This window comes from Paractinoplanes deccanensis (genome assembly GCF_016862115.1).
Classification (GTDB): Bacteria; Actinomycetota; Actinomycetes; order Mycobacteriales; family Micromonosporaceae; genus Actinoplanes; species Actinoplanes deccanensis.
Genome location: NZ_BOMI01000013.1, coordinates 116,701 through 136,309, shown reverse-complemented (window position 1 = coordinate 136,309; position 19,609 = coordinate 116,701). Strand labels below are relative to the sequence as shown.

Annotated in this window: 19 protein-coding genes; 8 read left to right on the top strand and 11 right to left on the bottom strand. The window is 71.7% G+C overall.

The genetic code is table 11. The features are described from left to right. From Ade02nite_RS04750 to Ade02nite_RS04740, 3 genes are all read right to left on the bottom strand, one after another. Positions 1–375, bottom strand: a 375-nt coding sequence (locus Ade02nite_RS04750; protein ID WP_203760256.1) for a YbaB/EbfC family nucleoid-associated protein, incomplete at its 3' end; no start/stop codon positions are given. Between the two features lie 57 nt (positions 376–432). Next, positions 433–2,487: a M14 family zinc carboxypeptidase gene (locus tag Ade02nite_RS04745; RefSeq protein ID WP_203760255.1), complete on the bottom strand. Its 2,055-nt coding sequence runs from the start codon at positions 2,485–2,487 to the stop codon at positions 433–435. 60 nt (positions 2,488–2,547) lie between these two features. Then, a complete protein-coding gene (locus tag Ade02nite_RS04740; protein ID WP_203760254.1) occupies positions 2,548–3,144 on the bottom strand; it encodes a class I SAM-dependent methyltransferase in 597 nt (198 codons plus the stop codon). Positions 3,145–3,618: 474 nt separating this feature from the next. Between Ade02nite_RS04740 and Ade02nite_RS04735 the strand changes: the two genes are divergently transcribed. Next, the gene (locus Ade02nite_RS04735) at positions 3,619–4,239 is read left to right on the top strand and encodes a hypothetical protein (RefSeq protein WP_203760253.1); all 621 of its coding nucleotides are present in this window, start codon (positions 3,619–3,621) and stop codon (positions 4,237–4,239) included. 51 nt (positions 4,240–4,290) lie between these two features. Further along, complete coding sequence (locus Ade02nite_RS04730; RefSeq protein ID WP_203760252.1) at positions 4,291–4,725, top strand: VOC family protein; 435 nt, start codon at positions 4,291–4,293, stop codon at positions 4,723–4,725. Here the strand turns inward: Ade02nite_RS04730 and Ade02nite_RS04725 are convergent. Then, positions 4,668–5,387 (bottom strand): GNAT family N-acetyltransferase, encoded by a 720-nt coding sequence (locus Ade02nite_RS04725; protein WP_203760251.1) that lies wholly within the window; start codon positions 5,385–5,387, stop codon positions 4,668–4,670. The genes Ade02nite_RS04730 and Ade02nite_RS04725 overlap by 58 nt on opposite strands. Before the next feature lie 76 nt (positions 5,388–5,463). Between Ade02nite_RS04725 and Ade02nite_RS04720 the strand changes: the two genes are divergently transcribed. Further along, the gene (locus tag Ade02nite_RS04720; protein WP_203760250.1) at positions 5,464–5,997 is read left to right on the top strand and encodes a hypothetical protein; all 534 of its coding nucleotides are present in this window, start codon (positions 5,464–5,466) and stop codon (positions 5,995–5,997) included. A gap of 271 nt (positions 5,998–6,268) precedes the next feature. Then, positions 6,269–8,929: a cation-translocating P-type ATPase gene (locus Ade02nite_RS04715; protein WP_203760249.1), complete on the top strand. Its 2,661-nt coding sequence runs from the start codon at positions 6,269–6,271 to the stop codon at positions 8,927–8,929. On the opposite strand, the gene Ade02nite_RS04710 is transcribed toward Ade02nite_RS04715, so the two are convergent. Continuing rightward, positions 8,908–10,143, bottom strand: coding sequence for a cation:proton antiporter (locus Ade02nite_RS04710; protein WP_203760248.1), 1,236 nt, complete (start codon positions 10,141–10,143; stop codon positions 8,908–8,910). The two genes, Ade02nite_RS04715 and Ade02nite_RS04710, sit on opposite strands and share 22 nt — an antisense overlap. Before the next feature lie 42 nt (positions 10,144–10,185). Here Ade02nite_RS04710 and ppk2 point away from each other — a divergent pair, with 42 nt between their 5' ends. The 4 genes from ppk2 to Ade02nite_RS04690 all read left to right on the top strand — a co-directional run bounded on the left by ppk2 (position 10,186) and on the right by Ade02nite_RS04690 (position 14,093). Next, complete coding sequence (gene ppk2 / locus Ade02nite_RS04705) at positions 10,186–10,956, top strand: polyphosphate kinase 2 (RefSeq protein ID WP_203760247.1); 771 nt, start codon at positions 10,186–10,188, stop codon at positions 10,954–10,956. 178 nt (positions 10,957–11,134) lie between these two features. Further along, positions 11,135–11,995 (top strand): sulfotransferase domain-containing protein, encoded by an 861-nt coding sequence (locus tag Ade02nite_RS04700; RefSeq protein ID WP_203760246.1) that lies wholly within the window; start codon positions 11,135–11,137, stop codon positions 11,993–11,995. A 108-nt stretch (positions 11,996–12,103) separates the two neighbouring features. Beyond that, positions 12,104–13,306 (top strand): molybdopterin molybdotransferase MoeA, encoded by a 1,203-nt coding sequence (locus Ade02nite_RS04695; protein ID WP_203760245.1) that lies wholly within the window; start codon positions 12,104–12,106, stop codon positions 13,304–13,306. Between the two features lie 253 nt (positions 13,307–13,559). After that, on the top strand, positions 13,560–14,093 hold the full coding sequence (locus tag Ade02nite_RS04690) for a sigma-70 family RNA polymerase sigma factor (RefSeq protein ID WP_239168521.1): 534 nt from the start codon (positions 13,560–13,562) through the stop codon (positions 14,091–14,093). 112 nt (positions 14,094–14,205) lie between these two features. Here the strand turns inward: Ade02nite_RS04690 and Ade02nite_RS04685 are convergent, their stop codons facing one another. From Ade02nite_RS04685 to Ade02nite_RS04660, 6 genes are all read right to left on the bottom strand, one after another. Next, positions 14,206–15,261 (bottom strand): ABC transporter substrate-binding protein, encoded by a 1,056-nt coding sequence (locus Ade02nite_RS04685; RefSeq protein ID WP_203760244.1) that lies wholly within the window; start codon positions 15,259–15,261, stop codon positions 14,206–14,208. A 1-nt stretch (position 15,262) separates the two neighbouring features. Further along, positions 15,263–15,979, bottom strand: coding sequence for an ABC transporter ATP-binding protein (locus Ade02nite_RS04680; RefSeq protein WP_203760243.1), 717 nt, complete (start codon positions 15,977–15,979; stop codon positions 15,263–15,265). Next, entirely contained in the window at positions 15,976–16,662 is a 687-nt protein-coding gene (locus tag Ade02nite_RS04675) for an ABC transporter ATP-binding protein (RefSeq protein ID WP_203760242.1), read from the bottom strand. The genes Ade02nite_RS04680 and Ade02nite_RS04675 overlap by 4 nt, the downstream gene beginning before the upstream one ends. Next, entirely contained in the window at positions 16,659–17,570 is a 912-nt protein-coding gene (locus Ade02nite_RS04670; protein ID WP_203760241.1) for a branched-chain amino acid ABC transporter permease, read from the bottom strand. Before Ade02nite_RS04670 ends, Ade02nite_RS04675 begins: the two co-directional genes overlap by 4 nt. Then, the gene (locus tag Ade02nite_RS04665) at positions 17,567–18,418 is read right to left on the bottom strand and encodes a branched-chain amino acid ABC transporter permease (RefSeq protein WP_239168524.1); all 852 of its coding nucleotides are present in this window, start codon (positions 18,416–18,418) and stop codon (positions 17,567–17,569) included. The genes Ade02nite_RS04670 and Ade02nite_RS04665 overlap by 4 nt, the downstream gene beginning before the upstream one ends. Before the next feature lie 144 nt (positions 18,419–18,562). Continuing rightward, positions 18,563–19,228, bottom strand: a complete 666-nt coding sequence (locus Ade02nite_RS04660; protein WP_203760240.1) for a Bax inhibitor-1/YccA family protein — start codon at positions 19,226–19,228, stop codon at positions 18,563–18,565. Between the last annotated feature and the right edge of the window lie 381 nt (positions 19,229–19,609).

Sequence of the window (19,609 nt, the reverse complement as noted above, 5' to 3'; positions counted from 1 at the left end):
GCGCCCACCGTCGTGGCCGGCTTCATAGCCGGCCAGGATCGCTCGGCCCGTCTCGCTGTCGGCGCCCAAAGTGCCGTCGACCGCCTCCCGCGCCTTCTCGGCCAGGGTCGCGCGTGCGGCGGTCACGGCGGCGAGGATCTCGCGTTCGGTGGTGGCCGTGGGCTGCCGGCGGGTCTCCTCGTCGAGCCGGATGCCGGTCAGCTCGCCGGAGCGGCCCACGGTCACCTCGATCAGGCCGTCGGGGCTGCGGCCGACGGCGCTCAGGCCCGCCATGCGGGTGGCCAACTCGCGAGCTTGCGCGGCGCGCCGCTCGAAGCCCTCCTGCCAGTCGTCGACCAGGTGCTCGGCCGCATCGAATCCACGTCCGTCGAACATCGTTCCGAGGCTAATACAGCCGGGCGAGGACGGAGGGCCCGGCCTCGCCCGGCGCGATCACTGCTCGGCCGCCGCCTTGTCGCGGGCGACGCGGACCAGTTCGACCAGGCCGTTCGCGTACTCCTGGGCCTCGGCGTGTGCCTCCTCGAAGGGTGGCTGGAAGCCGACGCCCTCCCACTGCTGGGTCTCCTCGTTCCAGCGGTCGTTGCCGACCTCGAAGTCCCAGGCGTCGATGCCCAGCTCGTAGTAGAGCTGGTCGGCGGAGTTGCCGGCGGCCGAATAGAGCACGTCGGCGACCGGGCCCGTGTAGGACGGCCAGGTCACGGTGCCGCGCTCGGCGGAGATGGCGCCGACGATGCGGCGGGCCGAGTCGAGGAAGAACTTCGACTCGTCGATCGACGGGCGGGGCAGGGTGACCCGGCCGTCGGCCTTGTAGGCGCCCGGGGGCCACATGAAGTAGCCGCCGTAGCTGTGCACGTTCATCGCCAGGCCGATGTTGGGGTGGGCCTTGGCGAGGGCGATGACGTTGCGGGACTCGGTCTCGGAGAGCTCGGCCGTGCCGGCGTACGTCCCGGAAAGGCAGTTGGCGCTGGCGCCGACGTAGCCGTCGAAGTAGGAGCCGACGGTGTAGTTGCGGTTGATGTCGACGCCCCACGAGTTGCGGTAGCGGGGGTCGCGGGTGGCGCCGGTGCAGTGGTTGACCAGGTTCTTGCGCTGGAAGTTGAAGTCGTTGAAGGAGTAGTTCGCGCCGTCGGGGTTGACCGTCGGGATCACGAAGACGTCGACGGCGTCGACCAGCTCGCGCGTGGCCGGGTCGGTGGCGTAGTTGGCGAGCAGGCGCTCGGCGAACTCCAGGGTCACCAGGGGCGTCGCCCATTCACGGGCATGTTCCTGGCTGTACGCGAGCACGCCCGGCCTGGAGCCGTCGCGCACCTTGCCGATGCGGAGGGCCTGCACGGTCCACGGGCCCTTCGGCACCTCGGCGCCCTGGAGGCCGTCGTCGAGGCGCGCGGGGCCGGCGACCGGCATGGGCAGCCCGGCCGAGCCCTCCTCGACCACGGCGCGGAACCGCTGCGGGTAGCGGGCCGAGATGAACGCGGCGACGTCGTCGGTGGTGCTGATCGTCTTGCCGGTGGCGTCGGTGGCGAGACGGATGGTGAGCACCCGGTCCCGGTAGGTCGCGGAGAGTGGCCGGTTCGCCACGCCGGGGTCGACGGTGCGGACCTGGACGCCGTTCATGCCCTGGTCACCGAAGGCGACGGACTCGACGACCACCGCGGCCGCGTTGGGATCGCCGAGGTAGGCGACGGCCGTACGGCGATAGCCCTGGGTCTTGTTCGGCAGGTTGATGACGTCGACGAGCGTGGGGTACTGGCGGGCCAGCCGCTTGATGCGCGCCTTGATGTCGACGGGCGTCATGTACGCGTCGACGAAGTCCTTCTGGTAGCCGCTGGGCAGCGCGGGCGGCGTGGCGCCGGGCCAGACCGCCGGGGTGATCGCCCGGGACGTGCCGCCGAGGCTGGACGTGGCGGTCACCTGCACGGGACGCGACGGCATCGGCTGCGGCAGGGCGTAGTGGTACTGGTATTCACCCGAGTCCTCGAAGCGGACCAGCGGGAACGATCCGGTGGCGCCGTCGGCCGTACGCCAGGTGACCGTGATCTCGACGTCCGGGTCGTCGGTGGCAGTGGTGAACACCTGGGTCTGGAGGAAGGTGCGCCCGGTGGAGGTCCACCAGTAGGCCTGGAGGAACTGGAGGGTGTCGGCCTGGACGGCGGCCGCCCGGGTGGCGCGGGCGGCGCCGCTGGACGCGCGCTGGATCACCTGGACGGGCACGGCGCCCTGCTCGGTGAGCGCGGCGAGCCGCTTGTCGTCGACGACGATGTCCACGAGCACGGCGCCGTCCTGGGTGCGCGGCCGGGCGGCCAGGTCCTCGCCGGCGGCGACCAGGCGCTGGAGCATGGCCTCGTCCGGAAGGCGGAAGCGGATGAGCGCCGGCTCGCCCGCGGCGAGCGTCAGCGGGTTCGGCGGCGGCGACGCCTGCGCGGGCAGCGGCGTCACGATGAGGGCCAGGGCGGCGGCGACCGCCACCCAGCGAGGTCGGAACGACATCGAACCTCCTGCTTCATCGAAGGATGTCGTTGTTCACCTCACCTTCCATATAGGCCATTGTCAATTGGCCGGCGACAGGACCGCGACGAGGAAGTCGGCTTCCGGGGTGAAGGGCCGCAGGTCCCACGTGCTCAGCAGGAGATCTTCCCTCAGCCCGGCCGCCGCGGCGTCGGCCCGGAAGTCGTCGAACTCGTATCCCCGGCCCGCCCCGAAGCCGACCACCACTCGGCCGTCGCTCCGCACACTGCCGTGGAACCTCCGCAGGATCGCTCGCCTGGTGCTGGGCGCCACGAAGGTCATCACGTTGCCGGCGCAGACCACCACGTCCGATCTCTCGGTCATCTCGGTGCTTGACAGGTCACCGACGATCCAGGTCGCGCCGGGGTGGTCCCGCCGTGCCGCGGCGATGAGCTCCGGGTCGATATCCACCCCCACCACCTCGTGGCCCAGCTCCGCGAGCCGCCCGCCCACCCGTCCGGTGCCGCAGCCCGCGTCCAGGATCCGCGACCCGCGCGGCACCATCGCGTCGATCATGCGGGCCTCGCCGTGCAGGTCCACCCCGCGCGCCGCCATGTCCGCGAACCGCTTGATGTACCACTGCGAATGCCCCGGGTTCTCCGCCACCTGGCGCAGCCAGAGATTCTCCTGCTCGCTCATGACCCTCCCTCGATCATGATCCACCGTATCCGGGACCGAGGTCCCCGGCCGCTCCCCGCGCCGGCGATCGCCGCGAGCGCCCTGGTCCTGCCGGCCCGGGTGCTCGGCCGAGGCACGCGTAAGGTGCCCGCGTGCGCTCCGATCCACTCGACCTCGACTGGTCGGCCGTGAACCATGCGTACGGGCCGGCCACCGATCTGCCCGAGCTGCTGCGGGCCCTGCGCTCGCGCGACGAAGGGCGCCGCGCCGAGGCGGCGTGGCAGTTCCGGGCGAAGGTGTTGCATCAAGGGTCGCGCTACCCGGCCGGCGCCGCCGCCGTGCCCTACCTGATCGGGCTGCTCGCCGACGACGGCGCGCCGGATCGCACGCTCGGGCACGAGCTCCGGCGTACCTGCGCTGCTCGACAACCCCGACCGGGACGCCCGTGGCCTGAGCGCCCATCTGCTCAGCTTCTTTCCCGAGGCCGCGGCGCAGGTGACGCCGGCCGTCACTGCGCGGCTCGCCGTCGAGACCGACGGGGTGGTCGCTTCGTTCCTCTGCCTGACCGCGGGGATGATCGGCGATCCGGGCGACGCGGACCTGGTCGCCGCGGTGGCCCGGAGGCGCGACCAGCCAGGGCGGATCAACCGCTGGACGGTGTTGATGGGTCTGGCCCGGCTGGTCGAGACTCCGGACGCGGACATGCTCGAGGAGCTGTGCGACTGCCTCTTTCACGGCTCCACGGAGGTCTACGGGTGGGCGTTTCATCACGAGGATCTGGCGCTGGCCGCTGCGCTCGCGCTCGGTGACCTGCCGGTGCGCTCCGTGCCGGGCCTCGCCGCCATACTGCTCGCACGGCTGGCGGCCGGCGGCGAGGACCCGACCCGCTTCTTCTATGCCGTGCGTCTGCTGCTCAGCCTGGCGTTCCCGGACGGCCCGCTGACCGACGGCGCATCGCCGGCCGACCTCTCGCCCCAGCAATACGCGACCGCCCACGTCGTTCTCGAGAGCGGCCTCGTCGACCATCCCTCGATCGCACGCCTGCTCCAGGAGTGCCGTCTTCCCGGCGACGAGGCGACCCTCCGCTCGTGGTGCCCTACCCCACCGGCGAGATAGCGCAGCTATACCGGGCGGAAGCTGTCCGGTATTCGTTCTAACGTCGCTGCCATGAACCTCGTTTCTCTGCGTGTCATCACCGCCGACATCAACCGTCTCGTCGCCTTCTACGAGAAGGCCACCGGGATCCCGGCGACCTGGTCCACCCCGGACTTCGCCGAGATCGGCACGGGCGTGGCCACGCTCGCGATCGGCAGCGAGCGCACGGTGCCGCTCTTCGCCCCGGGCGCCGCGCGCGCGGCGGACAACCACTCCGTCATCATCGAGTTTCTCGTCCCGGACGTGGACGCCGTGCACGCGGCGACGCCCGGCGCCGTCCAGGAACCCACCACGATGCCGTGGGGCAACCGCTCGCTGCTGGTGCGCGACCCCGACGGCAACCTCGTCAACTTCTTCACGCCGGTGACCGACGCCGCCAAGGCGAAGTTTCAGCGGGCCGGGACCCACTCCTGCCAGGAGCCGACGTCGCGGAAGCCCAGGCCGTGATAGAGGCGCAGGCCCGCGGGGGTGGACTGCAACGTCGCGTGCGTCTCGCCCCGGTCGCGGGCGTCCCGCAGGGCCTGCGTCATCACGGCACGGCCGAGGCCGCGCCGCTGGAACTCGTCGCGGGTCGTGACGAAGGAGATGTTCGCGACCGCGTCGGTGGTCATGGTGATCGCCCAGGACTCCCAGCCCTCGGTGGCGTGGCCGTGGGTGTGCGGCACGTCGGCCAGCATCGCGCGGCCGACGCCGCTGTGCTCGGCCACGTCGCCGGGCGAGACCCGGGCCACCGGTACGGCGGGCGCGCCGTCCCAGGCGCGCAGGTCGAGAACCATCGGCACCGTGCGCTCGTCACGCCGATAGCCCGCCGCCTCGAGCACCTGGTCGAGGTAGAACCGGGCCAGCGCGCCGGACGCGTCCGGCGACGAGCTGGCGTTCCACCACGGGTCGCGCACCCAGACGGCATGGTGCCGGTCGCCGAAGACCTTGCGGACGCGGTCGAGCCCTTCCGGCGTACGCAACAAGGCATTGCACAACGCCGGATGGGAATGCGCCATCGTGACCGCTGTCGCGTCGGCGACGACCTCGCCCGCCGGGTCCACCGACGCGAGCAGCCGCCACGAGCCGATCAGCGACGCCTCGTGGAGGGCGAAAAGGTCATCGATCACGACGCCGACCGTAGCCACCGCGCGCCGGTCCGCCCAGCAAATTACCGGCCCGGGCGCGCCGTGGCAGGCTGGCACAATGCCTTGGGAAGATCCGAATCCGCCGCGGCCGGCGTGCGAGCCGGTGCTGCTCGAGCAGGTCGGCCGCGGCCACCGCGCGGTGCTCAGCAATCTCGGCCAGCTGTTCCGGCACGACCTTTCCGAGTGGTACGGACTGCTGCCCAACGACGACGGCACGTTCAACGACCGCCAGCTCGACATCTTCCTGACCGGGCTGGAGCGCGAGCGCCGGGCCTGGCTGATCAGGGCGGCGGGGCGCACCGGCGGCTACGTCATGACGGCGCCGGCCGAGGGCGGCGGCACCTCGATCACGGCCTTCTTCGTGGTACGCGCGTTGCGCCGCACCGGCGTGGGCCGCGCCGCCGCCGTCCAGCTGATCCGGCTCCTCCCGGGCCGCTGGCGGATCGGCTTCCAGCGCTACAACCCGGGCGTCGAGGTCTTCTGGTCGCGCGTCGCCACCGAGGTCGCCGGCGACAAGTGGGAGATCCACGACGGCCCGGCCCCCGACACCCGCCCGCCGGACACGTTCATCACCTTCACGACGGAGGGATGACCCCGGCGTGGCGCAGCTTCCGGCGCGCGACGTGGCGTGGACCAGGCGCGCCCGCGAGAGGTAGCCGGCGAGCGCGCCGAAGTCGCGGTCGACGTGATCGGCGAACGTGTCATTCGCGCCGGCGTGGGTGACCAGCGTCCGCTCGCCGCCCCGCATGACGGAGAGGCACGTCCCGGCCGGGCGCTCGTCGCGGTAGACGTGGCGACGTCGAGCATGGGTCTCATCCCTCCCGGATGACGCATCGCGGCGGCGGTCCGCTCAGCCTAGGGCGATGACGAGCACGATCGACCATTGGTACGACCAGCGAGCCGATGAGGTGGTCGCCGCCGTCCGCAGCGACCAGGAGCGCGGCCTGACCGGCGCCGAGGCGGCGCACCGGCTGGAACAGCACGGGCCCAACACGATCGCCGCCGAGAAGCCGCCGTCCGTCGTCGCCGTGGCGGTGGCGCAGCTGCGTGACCCGATGAACCTCATGCTCGTCGCCGTCATCGTGGTGAGCGCGCTGATCGGCGAGGTGTCGACGGCGCTCGTCGTGGGCTTCCTGATCCTGCTGAACGTGGTGCTGGGCGCCCGGCAGGAGCTGGCCGCGCGGGCGAGCGTCGACGCGCTGTCCCGGTTGCAGGTGCCGCGGGCCCGGGTGATCCGCGACGGCGAGGTGGCGTCGATCCCCGCGCCGGACGTGGTGCCCGGCGACATCGTGCAGGTCGAGGCCGGCGACCTGGTGCCCGCGGACGGCCGCATCCTGCGCTCGGCCACCTGCGAGACCCAGGAGGCGGCGCTGACCGGCGAGAGCGCCCCGGTCGCCAAGAGCGCCACCGCGCTCGACCGGGACGACGTCGGGCTCGGCGACCAGGCGAACATGCTCTTCCAGAACACGTCGGTCACCCGCGGCACGGCGACCATGGTGGTCACGGCGACCGGCATGGACACCCAGATGGGCCGCATCGCCACCATGCTCACCGCGGTCACCCGCACCCGGTCGCCGCTGCGCCGCGAGCTCGACTCGCTGACCCGGGTGCTGGGCGTGATCGCGTGGACCGCCGTCGCGTTCATCGTGGTGGTGGGCGCGATCCGCGGCATGGACCTCGACGACCTGCTGCTGCTCGGCACGGCCATGGCGATCTCGGCCATCCCCACCGGCATGCCGGCCTTCGTCTCGGCGCTGCTCTCCCAGGGCGCGCAACGCCTCGCCGCCGCGAAGGCGGTCGTCAAGAACCTGACGGACGTGGAGACGCTCGGCGCGACCAGCGCGGTCAACACCGACAAGACCGGCACGCTCACGATGAACGAGATGATGGTGACGGTCCTCTACTCGGCCGGCTCCTGGTTCTCGGTCACCGGCGAGGGCTACGCCAAGACCGGGCGCGTCACGTCGGTCGCGGGCGCGCCGGTGCCCGACTTCACCCGGCTCGCGCTCGGGCTGGTGCTCGACAGCGACGCGACCGTCGGTGACCAGGGCGAGGTCGTCGGCGACCCGACCGAGGCGGCGCTGGTCGTGCTGGCCGCGAAGCTCGGCGTGGACGCGGAACGCACCCGGCGGGCCTACCCCCGGCTGGCCGAGGTGCCGTTCGACTCGGACTACAAGTTCATGGCCACCTTCCACCGCATCGAGCTCGACGGCACCGAGCACGTCATCGAGCTGGTCAAGGGCGCGCCCGACGTCGTGCTCGCCCGCTGCTCCCGCTCCGGCAAGGCGGTGGGACCGCAGGAGCCCATCGAGGACGTACGCCGTGAGCTGGCGGCCGCGAACGAGAAGATGGCGGCCGACGGGCTGCGGGTGCTGGCGTTCGCCGCCCGCCTCGTCGACGGGGAACCCCTGGACGACCCGATGGCGCTCACCACCGGCCTCGTCTTCGTCGGCATGGTCGGCATCATCGACCCGCTGCGCGCCGAGGCCAAGGACGCGGTGCGCACGGCGCTGCGAGCCGGCATCGACGTCCGCATGATCACCGGCGACCACGCGGTCACCGCCCAGGCGATCGGCCGTACGCTCGGCCTGGGCCCCGGCGCGATCAGCGGGAGCGAACTGTCCGCCCTCTCCGAACAGGAGCTGACCAGCCGCCTGCCCGAGCTGCACGTCTTCGGCCGGGTGTCACCCGAGGACAAGCTGCGCCTGGCCCGCTCGATGCAGGCGCAGGGCCTGATCGTGGCGATGACCGGCGACGCGGTCAACGACGCCGCGGCGCTCAAGCAGGCCGACATCGGCGTGGCCATGGGCAGCGGCAGCGAGGTCACCAAGCAGGCGGCCCGCATGATCCTGACGGACGACAACTTCGGCACCCTGGTGCGCGCCATCGAGATCGGCCGCCGCGTCTACGACAAGATCGTGGCGTACGTGCGCTACCAGATGACGCAACTGCTCTCGCTGGTCCTGCTCTTCGTGGCGGCGACGGCGTTCAACCTGAACGAGGGCGTCGCGCTGACCCCGACGATGGTCCTCTACCTGCTTTTCACCTGCACCGTCCCCGGCGTCGTGATCATCGCGATGGACCCGGGCGACCCCGAGGTGATGAACCGCCCACCCCGGGACCCGAAGATGCCGATCAGCAACCGCACGGCCGTGCGCCTGTGGCTGCTGTACGCGGCGGTGCTCTTCCTCGCGGCGCTGGTCCCGCTGGTCTCCGGCCCGAACGTGACCATGGCCTTCGTCGTGATGGGCCTCGGCACGGTCTTCAACGCCCTGGCCAACCGCCGCGACCCGGCGAGCGGCCTGAACCCGCCGCTGCTGAAGGCGCTGGGGGTGGCGCTGATCCCGGTCGGCCTGCTGATCGTGGCGACGGAGGCCGATTTCCTGCGGAGCGGCCTGGGCTCGGCGCCGCTCGACGGGTGGCAGTGGCTGGCCTGCCTGGGGCTGGCGCTCGCGCTGCCCGCCGCCATCGAGCTCAGCAAGCTGATCCGCCGCCGCCGCGCTCAGGGCGGCCCCAAGCGGTGAGTGTGCAGCCGGGCCGCCGCCACCGGGCCCGGCTCCTGCTCGGCCCGTGCGGCCTGGCCGTACCGGGCCGCCAGGGGGCCCGCGGACAACCCGTGGGCGACCACGCTGATGAGGACCGTCAGGACGATGACCGCGACCGCCGTGTCCGCCGAGGGGCCCAGCTCCTCGACGGCCAGCAGGGCGAAGACGATCGAGGCCAGCCCGCGCGGGCCGAACCAGCCGACGAACAGCACCGTGCTCGCCTTGAAGCGGGCGCCGATCAGGCTGAGCGCGACCGGCAGCATGCGGACCGCCGTCAGGCTGAGCAGCGCGTAGAGCAGCATCGGCCACGTCCAGCGGGACGGGAGCAGCGGCACCGCCAGCGCGCCGAACGCCGCCCACACCAGCAGGGACGCCAGGCCGGCCGTCTGCTCGACGTAGAAGACCTCGCGTGGGCCGCCGCGGCCCGCGACGTGGCCGAACGCCAGGCCGGCGGCGAAGGCTGCCACGAAGCCGTTCGCGTGGACCGCGATGGAGCCCGCGTACGCGAGCAGCGCCAGCGCCAGCACCGCGGGACCGGCGAAGCTCTCCCCCGCCGTACGCAGCAGTCTGCCGCCCACCGCGCCGATGGCCGCCCCGATGACCGCGCCGCCGACGAGCTGGAGCAGTGGTGCGCCGGAGGCCGCGCCGGCCAGGGCGACCATCACGACCGGTGTGACGATGCCGTCGTTCACGCCGCTCTCCACGTTGAGGATGCGGCGGATGCGGGCCGGCACCTTCGGGTGGGCGATGACCACGGAGCCGAGCGCGGCGTCCGTCGGTGCCAGCGCCGCGCCGACCAGCAGGGCCGGCCAGGGGTTCGGCAGGCCGAGCAGCCACCAGGCGAGCAACGTTCCCGCGATCACCGTCAGCGGCAGCGCCAGGCCGAGCAGGCGGCCGTACACGCCGGCGTCGCCGCGCAGCTCGCGCGGGCCCACCCGGGACGCGTCGGAGAAGAGCACCCAGACCAGCGTGGCCTCGGTGAGCGCCATGATGCCCTCGGCGTGCTGGTCGACGTCGAAGAGGACCGCCAGCAGCACGCCGACCGCGACGAAGACCATCGGGGCCGTCAGGTCGAGGCGTTCCAGGCGCCGGGACGCGACGCCCCACGCGAAGACGGCGAGGGCGATCAGCATCACGGCACCGGCGGTCATGGCCGATCCGACCACGCCGCGCCCGGCCGGAAACCACCCCACGCGGATGAGGGTCGCGCCGGGGCGCGGGTCCATCGTCGAGAGATGAAGCGCAAGGAGTACGAGCACGAGCTGCGCCACCTGCACGCCGAGCTGGTCGCCCTGCAGGAGTGGGTGAAGGACTCCGGCGCGAAGATCTGCGTGGTCTTCGAGGGCCGCGACACGGCCGGCAAGGGCGGCACCATCAAGGCGATCACCGAGCGGGTGAGCCCGCGCGTCTTCCGGGTCGTGGCGCTGCCGGCGCCCACCGACCGGGAACGCTCGCAGATGTACATGCAGCGCTACGTGCCGCACCTGCCCGCCGCCGGTGAGGTCGTCGTCTTCGACCGCAGCTGGTACAACCGGGCCGGCGTCGAGCGGGTCATGGGCTTCTGCACCGAGGACCAGGCGCGCGGCTTCCTCCAGGTCGTGCCCGGCGTCGAGAAGGCGATGGCGGACTCCGGCATCATCCTGATCAAGTACTGGCTCGAGGTGAGCCAGAAGGAGCAGACCCGCCGCCTGGAGAGCCGGATCAACGACCCCCGCAAGGTGTGGAAGCTGTCCGACCTGGATCTGCGCTCGTACAGCCGCTGGTACGACTATTCCCGCGCGCGCGACGACATGTTCGAGGCCACCCACACCGCATGGGCGCCGTGGCACGTGGTCGACAACAACGACAAGCGGAGTGGGCGGCTCAATCTCATCACGCACCTGCTGGCGACAGTTCCCTATCAGCCGCTCAAGACGGCCGACGTGACGCTGCCGCGACGACAAAAGTCTGATGATTATCGGGAACCGGTCCTGAGGGCGCAGCGCATTCCGGCGCCGTACGCCTGAAAGTCACCAAGCGCGGCATAGCACGTTTTACAGCAAGTGCACAGGTGTCATCTGTAGTAACTCGATCAAATTTGTTGTAAAGTCCCCGTACCCAAGGCGCCCACGCAGCTTGAGCTGCGTGGCTAACACACTGTCCTGAAGCGTCTCCCCCTGCCAACGAAAGACACGGGCTCAGACGATGTTCAACAGCGCTGTCCTGTTCGCCAAACACCACACACCCAATTCGGCGCGGGTGTTCGCACGCCGGGCCATGCTCGGGGCGCACAACACCAAGCTGCGGATCACCGTGCCCGTGGTGGCGCGCTCCGAGTTCACGAATGTGTACCACTGCGCCATACGCAAGACCGCCAGCCAATGGGTCAAGGCGATCTTCAGTGACCCGATCGTCTACAAGTACTCGGGCCTGTTCACCTACGACCCGCGCTATTACCACTGGAGCCACCCCAACCTCTGCCCGCCGGGCCGGGTGGCGCTGTCGCTCTTCATCGCCCGCGACCGCTACGACAAGGTCGAGAAGCCGGCCAAGCACCGCACGTTCTATGTGCTGCGCGACCCGCGCGATCTCGTCGTCTCCAGCTATTTCTCCAACCGCGACTCGCATTCGCCGATGGGCGACGTCCTCGAGGTGCGCAGGGAGCTCCAGGCGCGGCCCAAAAAGGAGGGCCTGCTCTTCCTCATCGAGGATCTCGCCAAGAAGGGCCGCTTCAACTCGCTGAAGTCGTGGGTCAACGCGCCCGAGTCGGAGGAGGTCCGGATCGTCCGGTACGAGGACCTGACCGGTGAGCGCCAGGCGGAGGAGGTCGACGCCCTGATGCGCCACTGCGGCATCCACATCCCGCCGGACGAGATGGCCGTGCTGCTCGACCGCTACAGCTTCGCGCGGATGAACGACCGGCAGGGCACCGCCGCGGTCTCCCACTACCGCAAGGGCGAGCCGGGCGACTGGGTCAACCACTTCGACGACGACGTGCAGGAGGCCTTCGTCAAGGCCACCGGCAACCTCGTCGAGCGCCTGGGCTACCCCACCTATCAGCACTGAGAGGTTGCTCGCGCACGCAGGGACCGGCCGCGGTGAGCGATCCGCGGCCGGTGGGGCGCGGCCGCTCCAGTAGGGTTGCCACAACAGTGGCACGCGCTTGGAGAGGTCTTGGCCGACATCCCGCCCGATCCGACCGATCCGGTGCAGTCCACCGCCGTCTCCGCCACACACCACTCGACGGCCTGGTCACGGGCCTACGAGATCGCCGCCGGCACGCCGCGGCCCCTGCCGGCCGAGAGCGTCACCGTGGAGCGGGCCGCCGGTCGCGTGCTGGCCGCTCCCCTGCGAGCCGTCCGCTCCGTCCCGGCCTTCGACACCGCGGCCATGGACGGGTACGCGGTGACGGGCCCCGGCCCCTGGACGGTGACCGCACAGCTGCTCGCGGGCGCGCCGCAGCCCGGCCCGATGCGCCCCGGCACCGCCATCGAGATCGCCACCGGAGCCGTCGTCCCCGAGGGGGCAGAGGCGATCTTGCCGTACGAGGACAGCGCCCGCGACGGCACGCTGGTCACCGGCGTCCTCGGTGCCCGCGCCCACATCCGCCGCGCCGGGGACGACGTACGCCCCGGCGATGAGCTCGTCCCCGCCGGCCGCCCGGTCAACGCCACCGTCGCCGCCGCGGCCGTGCAGGCCGGCGTCGAGCGCCTGATGGCCCACCGCGCGCCCGGCGTGACGTTGCTGGTCACCGGCAACGAGGTGATCAGCGCCGGCGTGCCCGGGCCCGGCCAGGTGCGCGACAGCTTCACCGGGCTGGTCTCGGCGATCGCCGCCCGGGCCGGTGCGCTGCCGCCCGCCCGCCGCCACGTGAGCGACGTCGCGGCGCTGCTGGAGTCGGAGCTCGCCGCCGCCCGCACGGAGGTCGTCGTCGTCTCCGGCTCGTCCTCCGCGGGCGCCGCCGACCACCTGCACGGCGTGCTCGACCGCCTGGGCGCGGCCTGGCACGTGCGCGGCGTCGCCTGCCGGCCGGGCCATCCGCAGGCGCTGGCCGAGCTGCCGGACGGCCGGTGGGTGGTCAGCCTGCCCGGCAACCCGTTCGCCGGCCTGGTCGCCGCGCTCACCCTGCTCGAGCCGCTGCTGCACGCGCTGTCCGGGAGCCCGCCCGCCGTGCTGCCCACGGTTCCGGTGCGAGGCACGACCAGGCTCATGCCGTACGGCGTGCGCATCGTCCCCGTGCACCGCGGCACCCCCTGGCACATCGCCGGCCCGGTGAGCTCGGCCGGCCTGCACGCCGCCGCGAGGGCCGACGGACTCGCCGTCCTGCCGGGCAGCTGGACCGACGGCGACCCCGCGCAGATTCTCGCGCTTCCCTGACAACCCTTTTCTGATCGGCAATCTGACAATAGGATTTGCCGGACGGCTCGGCGAAGCCGTGTGACCATTGCGTCACCGCCCGCGATCAAGTCGAAAAAACGCGCCGATGAACTGCGCTTCCGTGCGCGTGCCGGCCGCCGAGCAGCCCTTGTTACCCGCGGGCAACCAGTGACAATCCATTAGGAATCAAGAAACACCGCCCTATCGTCCGATCCGCAACTTTGTCGATTTCGATTTGTGCGGGCGGTTTCTCGTGAACACCGAAACAATGGCGCCGTCGACGGCCGACACCGCCGAGGCGCGGATGGTCGCCCTCCACGCCGCCCATTCCCGGCCGCTGCTCAGCTTTCTGCTCAACCTCACCAACGGGGAGCGGCACGCCGCCGAGGACCTGCTCCAGGAGACGATGATCCGGGCGTGGCGGAACCTGGACACCGTGCCGGCCGAGCACGAGAACGCCCGCCGCTGGCTGTTCACCGTGGCGCGGCGGGTGGCGATCGACGCGGTGCGCATGCGCAAGGCGCGGCCGGCCGAGACCGGCAACCTGGACATGAGCCGCCTGCCGATCGGCGACGACACGACCGAGACCGTGGTCGCCGCGGACACGCTGCGCCGGGCCGTCAACGGGCTGAGCGAGGCGCACCGCACGATCCTGTCGGAGCTCTACATCGAGGGCCGCTCCACGAAGGAGACGGCACGGCGGCTGGGCGTGCCGATCGGGACCGTCAAGTCGCGGGCGCACTACGCGCTGCGCACCCTCAAGGACGCCCTGCTCCGGGTGGCGTGAGGCGGCGGCCCTCGTGGACATGCTCGTCAGGGCGGCGTGAGCCGCCGGCGGCCCCCGTGCCGTGAGTCTCTAGGGCGGCGTGAGCCGCCGGCGGCCCCCGTGCCGTGCGTCTCTAGGGCGGCGTGAGCTGCCAGCGGCCCTCGTGGGCGGTGAGGATGCCAAGGGCCTCCGAGCGCAGGCCGGAGTGGTCCTCGGCGCTGAACCGCAGCGGTCCCGAGGCGCCGTCCAGCCGGGCGTTCTCGATCGCGTCGCGCAGCCTCTCGTGATCGGTGCCGCCGGTGGTGACGACCGCGTCGGCGATCAACTGGAGCGCGTCGGCCGCGAACGAGGCGAAGCCGGAGTAGGGGCCGGGCGTCGCGAGCGTCTTCGGGAAGGCCAGGTGGACGCCCTCGGCGAGCACGTCGGGCCCGGCGCCCGCACCGAGGTAGATCTCGCCGCGGTAGCGGGCGTCGCGCAGCTCGCGCACCACGATCGGCGCGGCCGGCGAGACGGCCCAGACCACCACGGCCCGCGGCCGCGCGGCGACGATCTTGGAGACCTGGATGGTCATGTCGGCGTCGGCCTGCCCGAACTGCTCGGTCTCGGCGACCGTGATGCCCGCCGCCCGGGCCCGCCGGGTGAACTCCGCCTGGCCCTCCTGGCCGTAGACGTTGCTCACCGCGATCACGCCGACCCGCGTGGTGCCGCAGCGGGTCAGCTCGTCGGTGATCAGCTGGGCGTCCTGGCCGGGCGTCTGGGTGGTCTTGAAGACGTACCGGCGGTCGACGACCGGGCTGGTGACCGCGCCGGCGGCGGCGAGCGAGATGGTGGGCACCCGGTTCTCGGTGATCGCCGGGACGGCCGCCAGCGTGCACTGGCTGCACCCGCCCGTGATGACGGCGTCCGCGTGGTCGTTCTTGATCAGGTCGTTGATGTTGGCGACGGACGTGTTGTTGTCGGTGCGGTTGTCCTTGACGACCAGCTTGATCCGGCGGCCGCCGAGCGCGCCGCTCGCGTTGAGCTCCTGGGCCTTGCGCTCCAGCGCGCGGCGGGACGCCGTGCCGATGGAGGCGGTGGGCCCGGAGAGCTCGAGGCTCACGCCCACGACGACCTCGTCGGCGGCCTTGGCCGGCGTGCCGCAGGCGGCGAGCAGGGTCGCCAGGAGGACAAGAGGGGCGAATCGTCGCATGCTAGTCCTTACTGAGGTACGCCGCGCGCACGCGGGCGTTGTCGCGCAGGACCCTCGTCGGTCCCGAGGCGCTGATGACGCCGCGCTCCAGCAGATAGCCGCGGCGGGCGATGCGGAAGGCGACCTCGGCGTTCTGCTCCACGACGAGCACGCCGGTCTCCGCGCCGGCCAGCGCCGAGACGATCTCGGCCACCTCGGCCATGATCCGGGGCGCCAGCCCGAGCGACGGCTCGTCGAGCAGGATCACCCGCGGGCCCGCCATCAGCGCCCGGCCGATCGCGAGCATCTGCTGCTCGCCGCCGGAGAGCGTGCCGGCGGCCTGGTGGCGGCGCTCGGCCAGGCGCGGAAACCTCGTGTAGACGTCGTCGAGCGAGGCGGCGAGCATCCCGCCATGCTGCCCGTGCCCGCCGAGCAGCAGGTTGTCGTGCACCGACAGCGGGCCGAAGACGTGCCGGCCCTCGGGCACGGTGGCGATGCCCGCGCGGGCCCGGCGCTGCACCGGCCAGTCGGTGATCTCCTCGCCGTCGAGCAGGATCTCGCCGCGTGCCGGGCGGACCAGGCCGGCGACCGACTTGAGCAGCGTGGACTTGCCGGCGCCGTTGCGGCCGATCAGGCAGACCACCTCGGAGGCGTTCACCACCAGGTCGACGCCGTGCAGGGCCTCGATGCGGCCGTATCCGGCGACCAGCCCGGTGATCCGCAACAGGGGCTCGATCATAGGAACGCCTCGTGGACGACCGGATCGGCGGCGACCTCGTCCGGGGTGCCGTCGGCCAGCAGCGCGCCCTGCTCGAGCACGAGGACCCGGTCGCTGATCCGCAGGACGCTCGGCACGTCGTGCTCGACCAGCAGCACGGTGATGCCCCGGTCGCGGACGCGGCGGAACAGCTCCAGCAGCTCGTCGCTCTCGCTTCCGGCCAGGCCGGCGAGCGGCTCGTCGAGCAGCACGAGGCGCGGTTCCAGGGCCAGGGCGCGCGCGAGCTCGAGGCGGCGCTGCCGGCCGTACGGAAGCTCGCCGGGTCTTTTGGTCAGGTCCTCGGCGAGGCCGACCTCGGCGAGCAGCCGGCGCGCGACGTCGGCGGTGGCGCCCTTGACGGTGAGGACGTTGTCGAGCACGCTCAGCGAGCCGAAGAGCTGAAGGTTCTGGAAGGTGCGGGCGAGCCCGGCGCGGGCGATGCGGTGCGGGCGCAACGTGGTCAGGTCACGCCCGTCGAGCAGGGCCCGCCCCGAGCGCGGCCGCACGGTTCCCGACAGGACGTTGATCAGCGTGGTCTTGCCCGCACCGTTCGCGCCGATCAGGCCGATGATGCCGCCGCCGTCGTGGCGCAGCGTCAGCCGGTCGAGGGCGGTCACCCCGCCGAACCGCACCGTGACGTCGAGAACCTCGAGGACGGCGCTCATCGTCTCCTCCATCCGGCCAGCCCGTGCGGCAGCAGCAGGAGACTCACGATCAGGGCGATGCCGTACGCCGTGAGCTCGCTCCCGCCGCCCACCTGGTCCTTCGCCACCTGGGTGAGGCTGATGACCACGAACGCGCCGAGCGGGGCACCCCAGACCCGGTCCCGCCCGCCGACGCTCACGATGATGAGCAGCTCGACCGAGTTGAGCAGGCCGAGCATGCTCGGATCGACGAAGCGGTACCAGTGCGCGTACCCGCTGCCCGCGACCGAGGCGAGCACGGCGGCGACCACGAACGCGGTACGCCGCAGCACGCCGATGTCGATGCCGCTCGCGGCCGCGGCGATCGGGCTGTCCCCGGCGGCGGTCAGCGACTTGCCGAGCCGCGAATGGATGAGCAGATCCACGCCGATCATGGCGGCCAGCAGGATGCCGGCGAAGAGGTAGTAGGTGCCCAGGTCGCCGCCGTGCAGCGGCGGCAGGCCGGCGATGCCCGCGCTGCGCCCGGTGAACGGGAGCTCGTTGGCGAGAGCCGCCAGCGTCAGCCCGAACGCGAGGGTCGCCAGCGCGAGGTAGTGCCCCTGCACCCGGAAGATGATCAGGCCGAGCAGCCAGGCGACGCCGCCCGCGACGACGGCGCCGGCGAGCATCGCCCACCACACGCCGACGTGGTGCCGGGTGGTGAGGATCGCCGAGGTGTAGCCGCCGATGCCGTAGAAGGCGGCCTGGCCGAGCGACACCTGCTGGGCGAGGCCGGTCAGCGGCACGAGCCCGAGGGCGCCGATGGCGAGCAGCACCATGAGCACGGCGGTCGACATGGTGAGGAACGAGGAGCGAGTGAAGATCACGGGCACCAGCAGGAGCAGTACGACGAAGGCGCCGTACTTCCACGGGGTTCGGTGCTTGCTCACACGCGCTCCGTCCGCCGCCGCGTGACGATGCCGGCGGGACGGGCGAGCAGCACGAGCACGAGCAGGCCGTACACGATGGAGTCGCGGTAGCCGCTGCTCACCAAACCGGTCACGAACGCCTCGACGACACCCACGATCAGCCCGCCCGCGATCGCGCCCATCGGCGAGGAGAGCCCGCCGAGGACGGCGGCGGTGAAGCCCTTGAGGCCGAGCGGCACCCCGACCGTGGGGTCCGGCGGTTGCAGCGGCGCCAGCACGATCCCGCCGATGCCGGCGAGCACCGCCGCGATGACCATGGCGATCAGCCCCATGCGCATCGGCGACAGCCCCATGAGCCGCGCCATCTCCCGGTCGGCCGCCGTGGCCCGCATCGCGCGCCCCCACCCCGACCGGTAGAGCAGCGCCCACACGGCGGCGGCGGCCAGCAGCGTGGCGCCGGCGCACCAGACGTACTGGGTGGAGAGGAACGTGCCGAAGACCCGGATCTGGCTGTCACCCTGGAACGGCGCGGCGAAATGCTGATCGGGCCCGAAGACGAGCAGCGCCACCCCCTGAAGCAGGATCGACGCCCCGATGGTCAAAATGATCAGCCGGTCCTGCCCCGCCTTGCGCGCGGGCGCCAGCACGGCCACCTGGACGAGCGCACCCACCGCAGCGGTCACCGTCAGCGCCAGCGCCGCCGCGGCGACCATCGGAACCCCCGCCCCGGCCGCGACCGCGTAGGTGAGCCCGCCCAGCATGACAAAGTCGCCCTGCGCGAAGTTGATGATGCCGGTGACCTGATAGAGCAGCGAGATCCCCAGCCCGACGACGGCATACGTGCTGCCATCGGCCACCCCGATCAGCACATAACTCAACGCCGCGTCCACACGCCCGCCCCGTCGCCTATCCGACACACACCTTCACCGGAAGCAACGGGGCGTAGCTAAAGATGTTCAGTGCCGCCGAAGTTGCGTGCTTCACACGCCCCTCAGCGGCCGCCGGGCCCGAGGTCAGCGGTCGTCCGAGCGGCCGCTGAAGATGGTGAGGAAGAACAGGAAGACGTTCAGGGCGTCCAGGAAGATCGACGCGGCCAGCAGCGGCGCCGAGTCGATGTCGGTGTTGCGGCGCAGCCGCTGGAAGTCCACCAGGGTGAGCGCGGCGAAGATGACCAGGCCGAGGATCGAGTAGATCAGCGCACCGTTCGGGATGTTCACGAAGATCAGCACGATGCTGAAGCCGATCAGCGCCAGCAGCGCCCAGAACGCGAACCGGGCCACCTGGCTGAGGTCCCGGCGCGTCGCATATCCGGCCGCGCCGAAGCCCGCGATGAACAACGCCGTCGCGCCGCCCGCCTCCCAGAGCGCCTGCGGGTCCTGGCTGGCGTAGAAGGCCAGCGTCGGCGCCACCGCGAGCCCGATGAACAACCCGAACAGCGCGAGCAGACCCACGGTCCACTCCCGCGACCGCCGCGCCGTGAACTGCATCCCGATCAGCGCACCGAACGACAGGATGTACGAGACGATGGCGGCCCCACCGCCCAGATCACGCCCGAGATAGGCGCCGAGGGCGAAGAGACCCGCGGTCCCCGCCACGAACCCCATAGTGCGCGCGAAGAGCGCGTGGCTCTCGTCCCGGGTGGCGACCCCCGCCGGCCCATAGGCGATCGAGTCATTCATGACTGCACCTTCTTCCTTCGACCACCACCACGTACCCGCCGGCCCCCTGTTCACGGTCAGGACGAGAGTGCCGTCACAGAGTGGCCCCGCCCACGCCCGCCAGGGTCCATCCACAACGTTTCCGGCCTATGGCTCCTCGCCCCAGCCCTCATCCACAGCCGTTCCCGTCGGTTGCGTCCACAGCCGCATTCATCCCGCGCCTCGTCCACAGGCGTCTTCGTCCCCAGCCCTAATCCACAGCCGCACTCCTCCTCAGCCGTCGTGCGCAGCCCTTTGCATCCACAGCTCCTCAGCCGCGGCCCTGTCCACAGCCGTTTCACCCACAGCCCGAAATGTCCACACCCACTTCGTCCCCGCCCTAATCCACAGCCGCATTCGTCC

What these genes read in the sequence shown, in the direction of transcription:
- Ade02nite_RS04685 (WP_203760244.1), bottom strand. Translation starts at nt 15,261, where the DNA reads ATGCGACGATTCGCCCCTCTTGTCCTCCTGGCGACCCTGCTCGCCGCC.
- Ade02nite_RS04680 (WP_203760243.1), bottom strand. Translation starts at nt 15,979, where the DNA reads ATGATCGAGCCCCTGTTGCGGATCACCGGGCTGGTCGCCGGATACGGC.
- Ade02nite_RS04720 (WP_203760250.1), top strand. Translation starts at nt 5,464, where the DNA reads ATGCCTTGGGAAGATCCGAATCCGCCGCGGCCGGCGTGCGAGCCGGTG.
- Ade02nite_RS04740 (WP_203760254.1), bottom strand. Translation starts at nt 3,144, where the DNA reads ATGAGCGAGCAGGAGAATCTCTGGCTGCGCCAGGTGGCGGAGAACCCG.
- ppk2 (WP_203760247.1), top strand. Translation starts at nt 10,186, where the DNA reads ATGAAGCGCAAGGAGTACGAGCACGAGCTGCGCCACCTGCACGCCGAG.
- Ade02nite_RS04715 (WP_203760249.1), top strand. Translation starts at nt 6,269, where the DNA reads ATGACGAGCACGATCGACCATTGGTACGACCAGCGAGCCGATGAGGTG.
- Ade02nite_RS04675 (WP_203760242.1), bottom strand. Translation starts at nt 16,662, where the DNA reads ATGAGCGCCGTCCTCGAGGTTCTCGACGTCACGGTGCGGTTCGGCGGG.
- Ade02nite_RS04700 (WP_203760246.1), top strand. Translation starts at nt 11,135, where the DNA reads ATGTTCAACAGCGCTGTCCTGTTCGCCAAACACCACACACCCAATTCG.
- Ade02nite_RS04730 (WP_203760252.1), top strand. Translation starts at nt 4,291, where the DNA reads ATGAACCTCGTTTCTCTGCGTGTCATCACCGCCGACATCAACCGTCTC.
- Ade02nite_RS04745 (WP_203760255.1), bottom strand. Translation starts at nt 2,487, where the DNA reads ATGTCGTTCCGACCTCGCTGGGTGGCGGTCGCCGCCGCCCTGGCCCTC.
- Ade02nite_RS04660 (WP_203760240.1), bottom strand. Translation starts at nt 19,228, where the DNA reads ATGAATGACTCGATCGCCTATGGGCCGGCGGGGGTCGCCACCCGGGAC.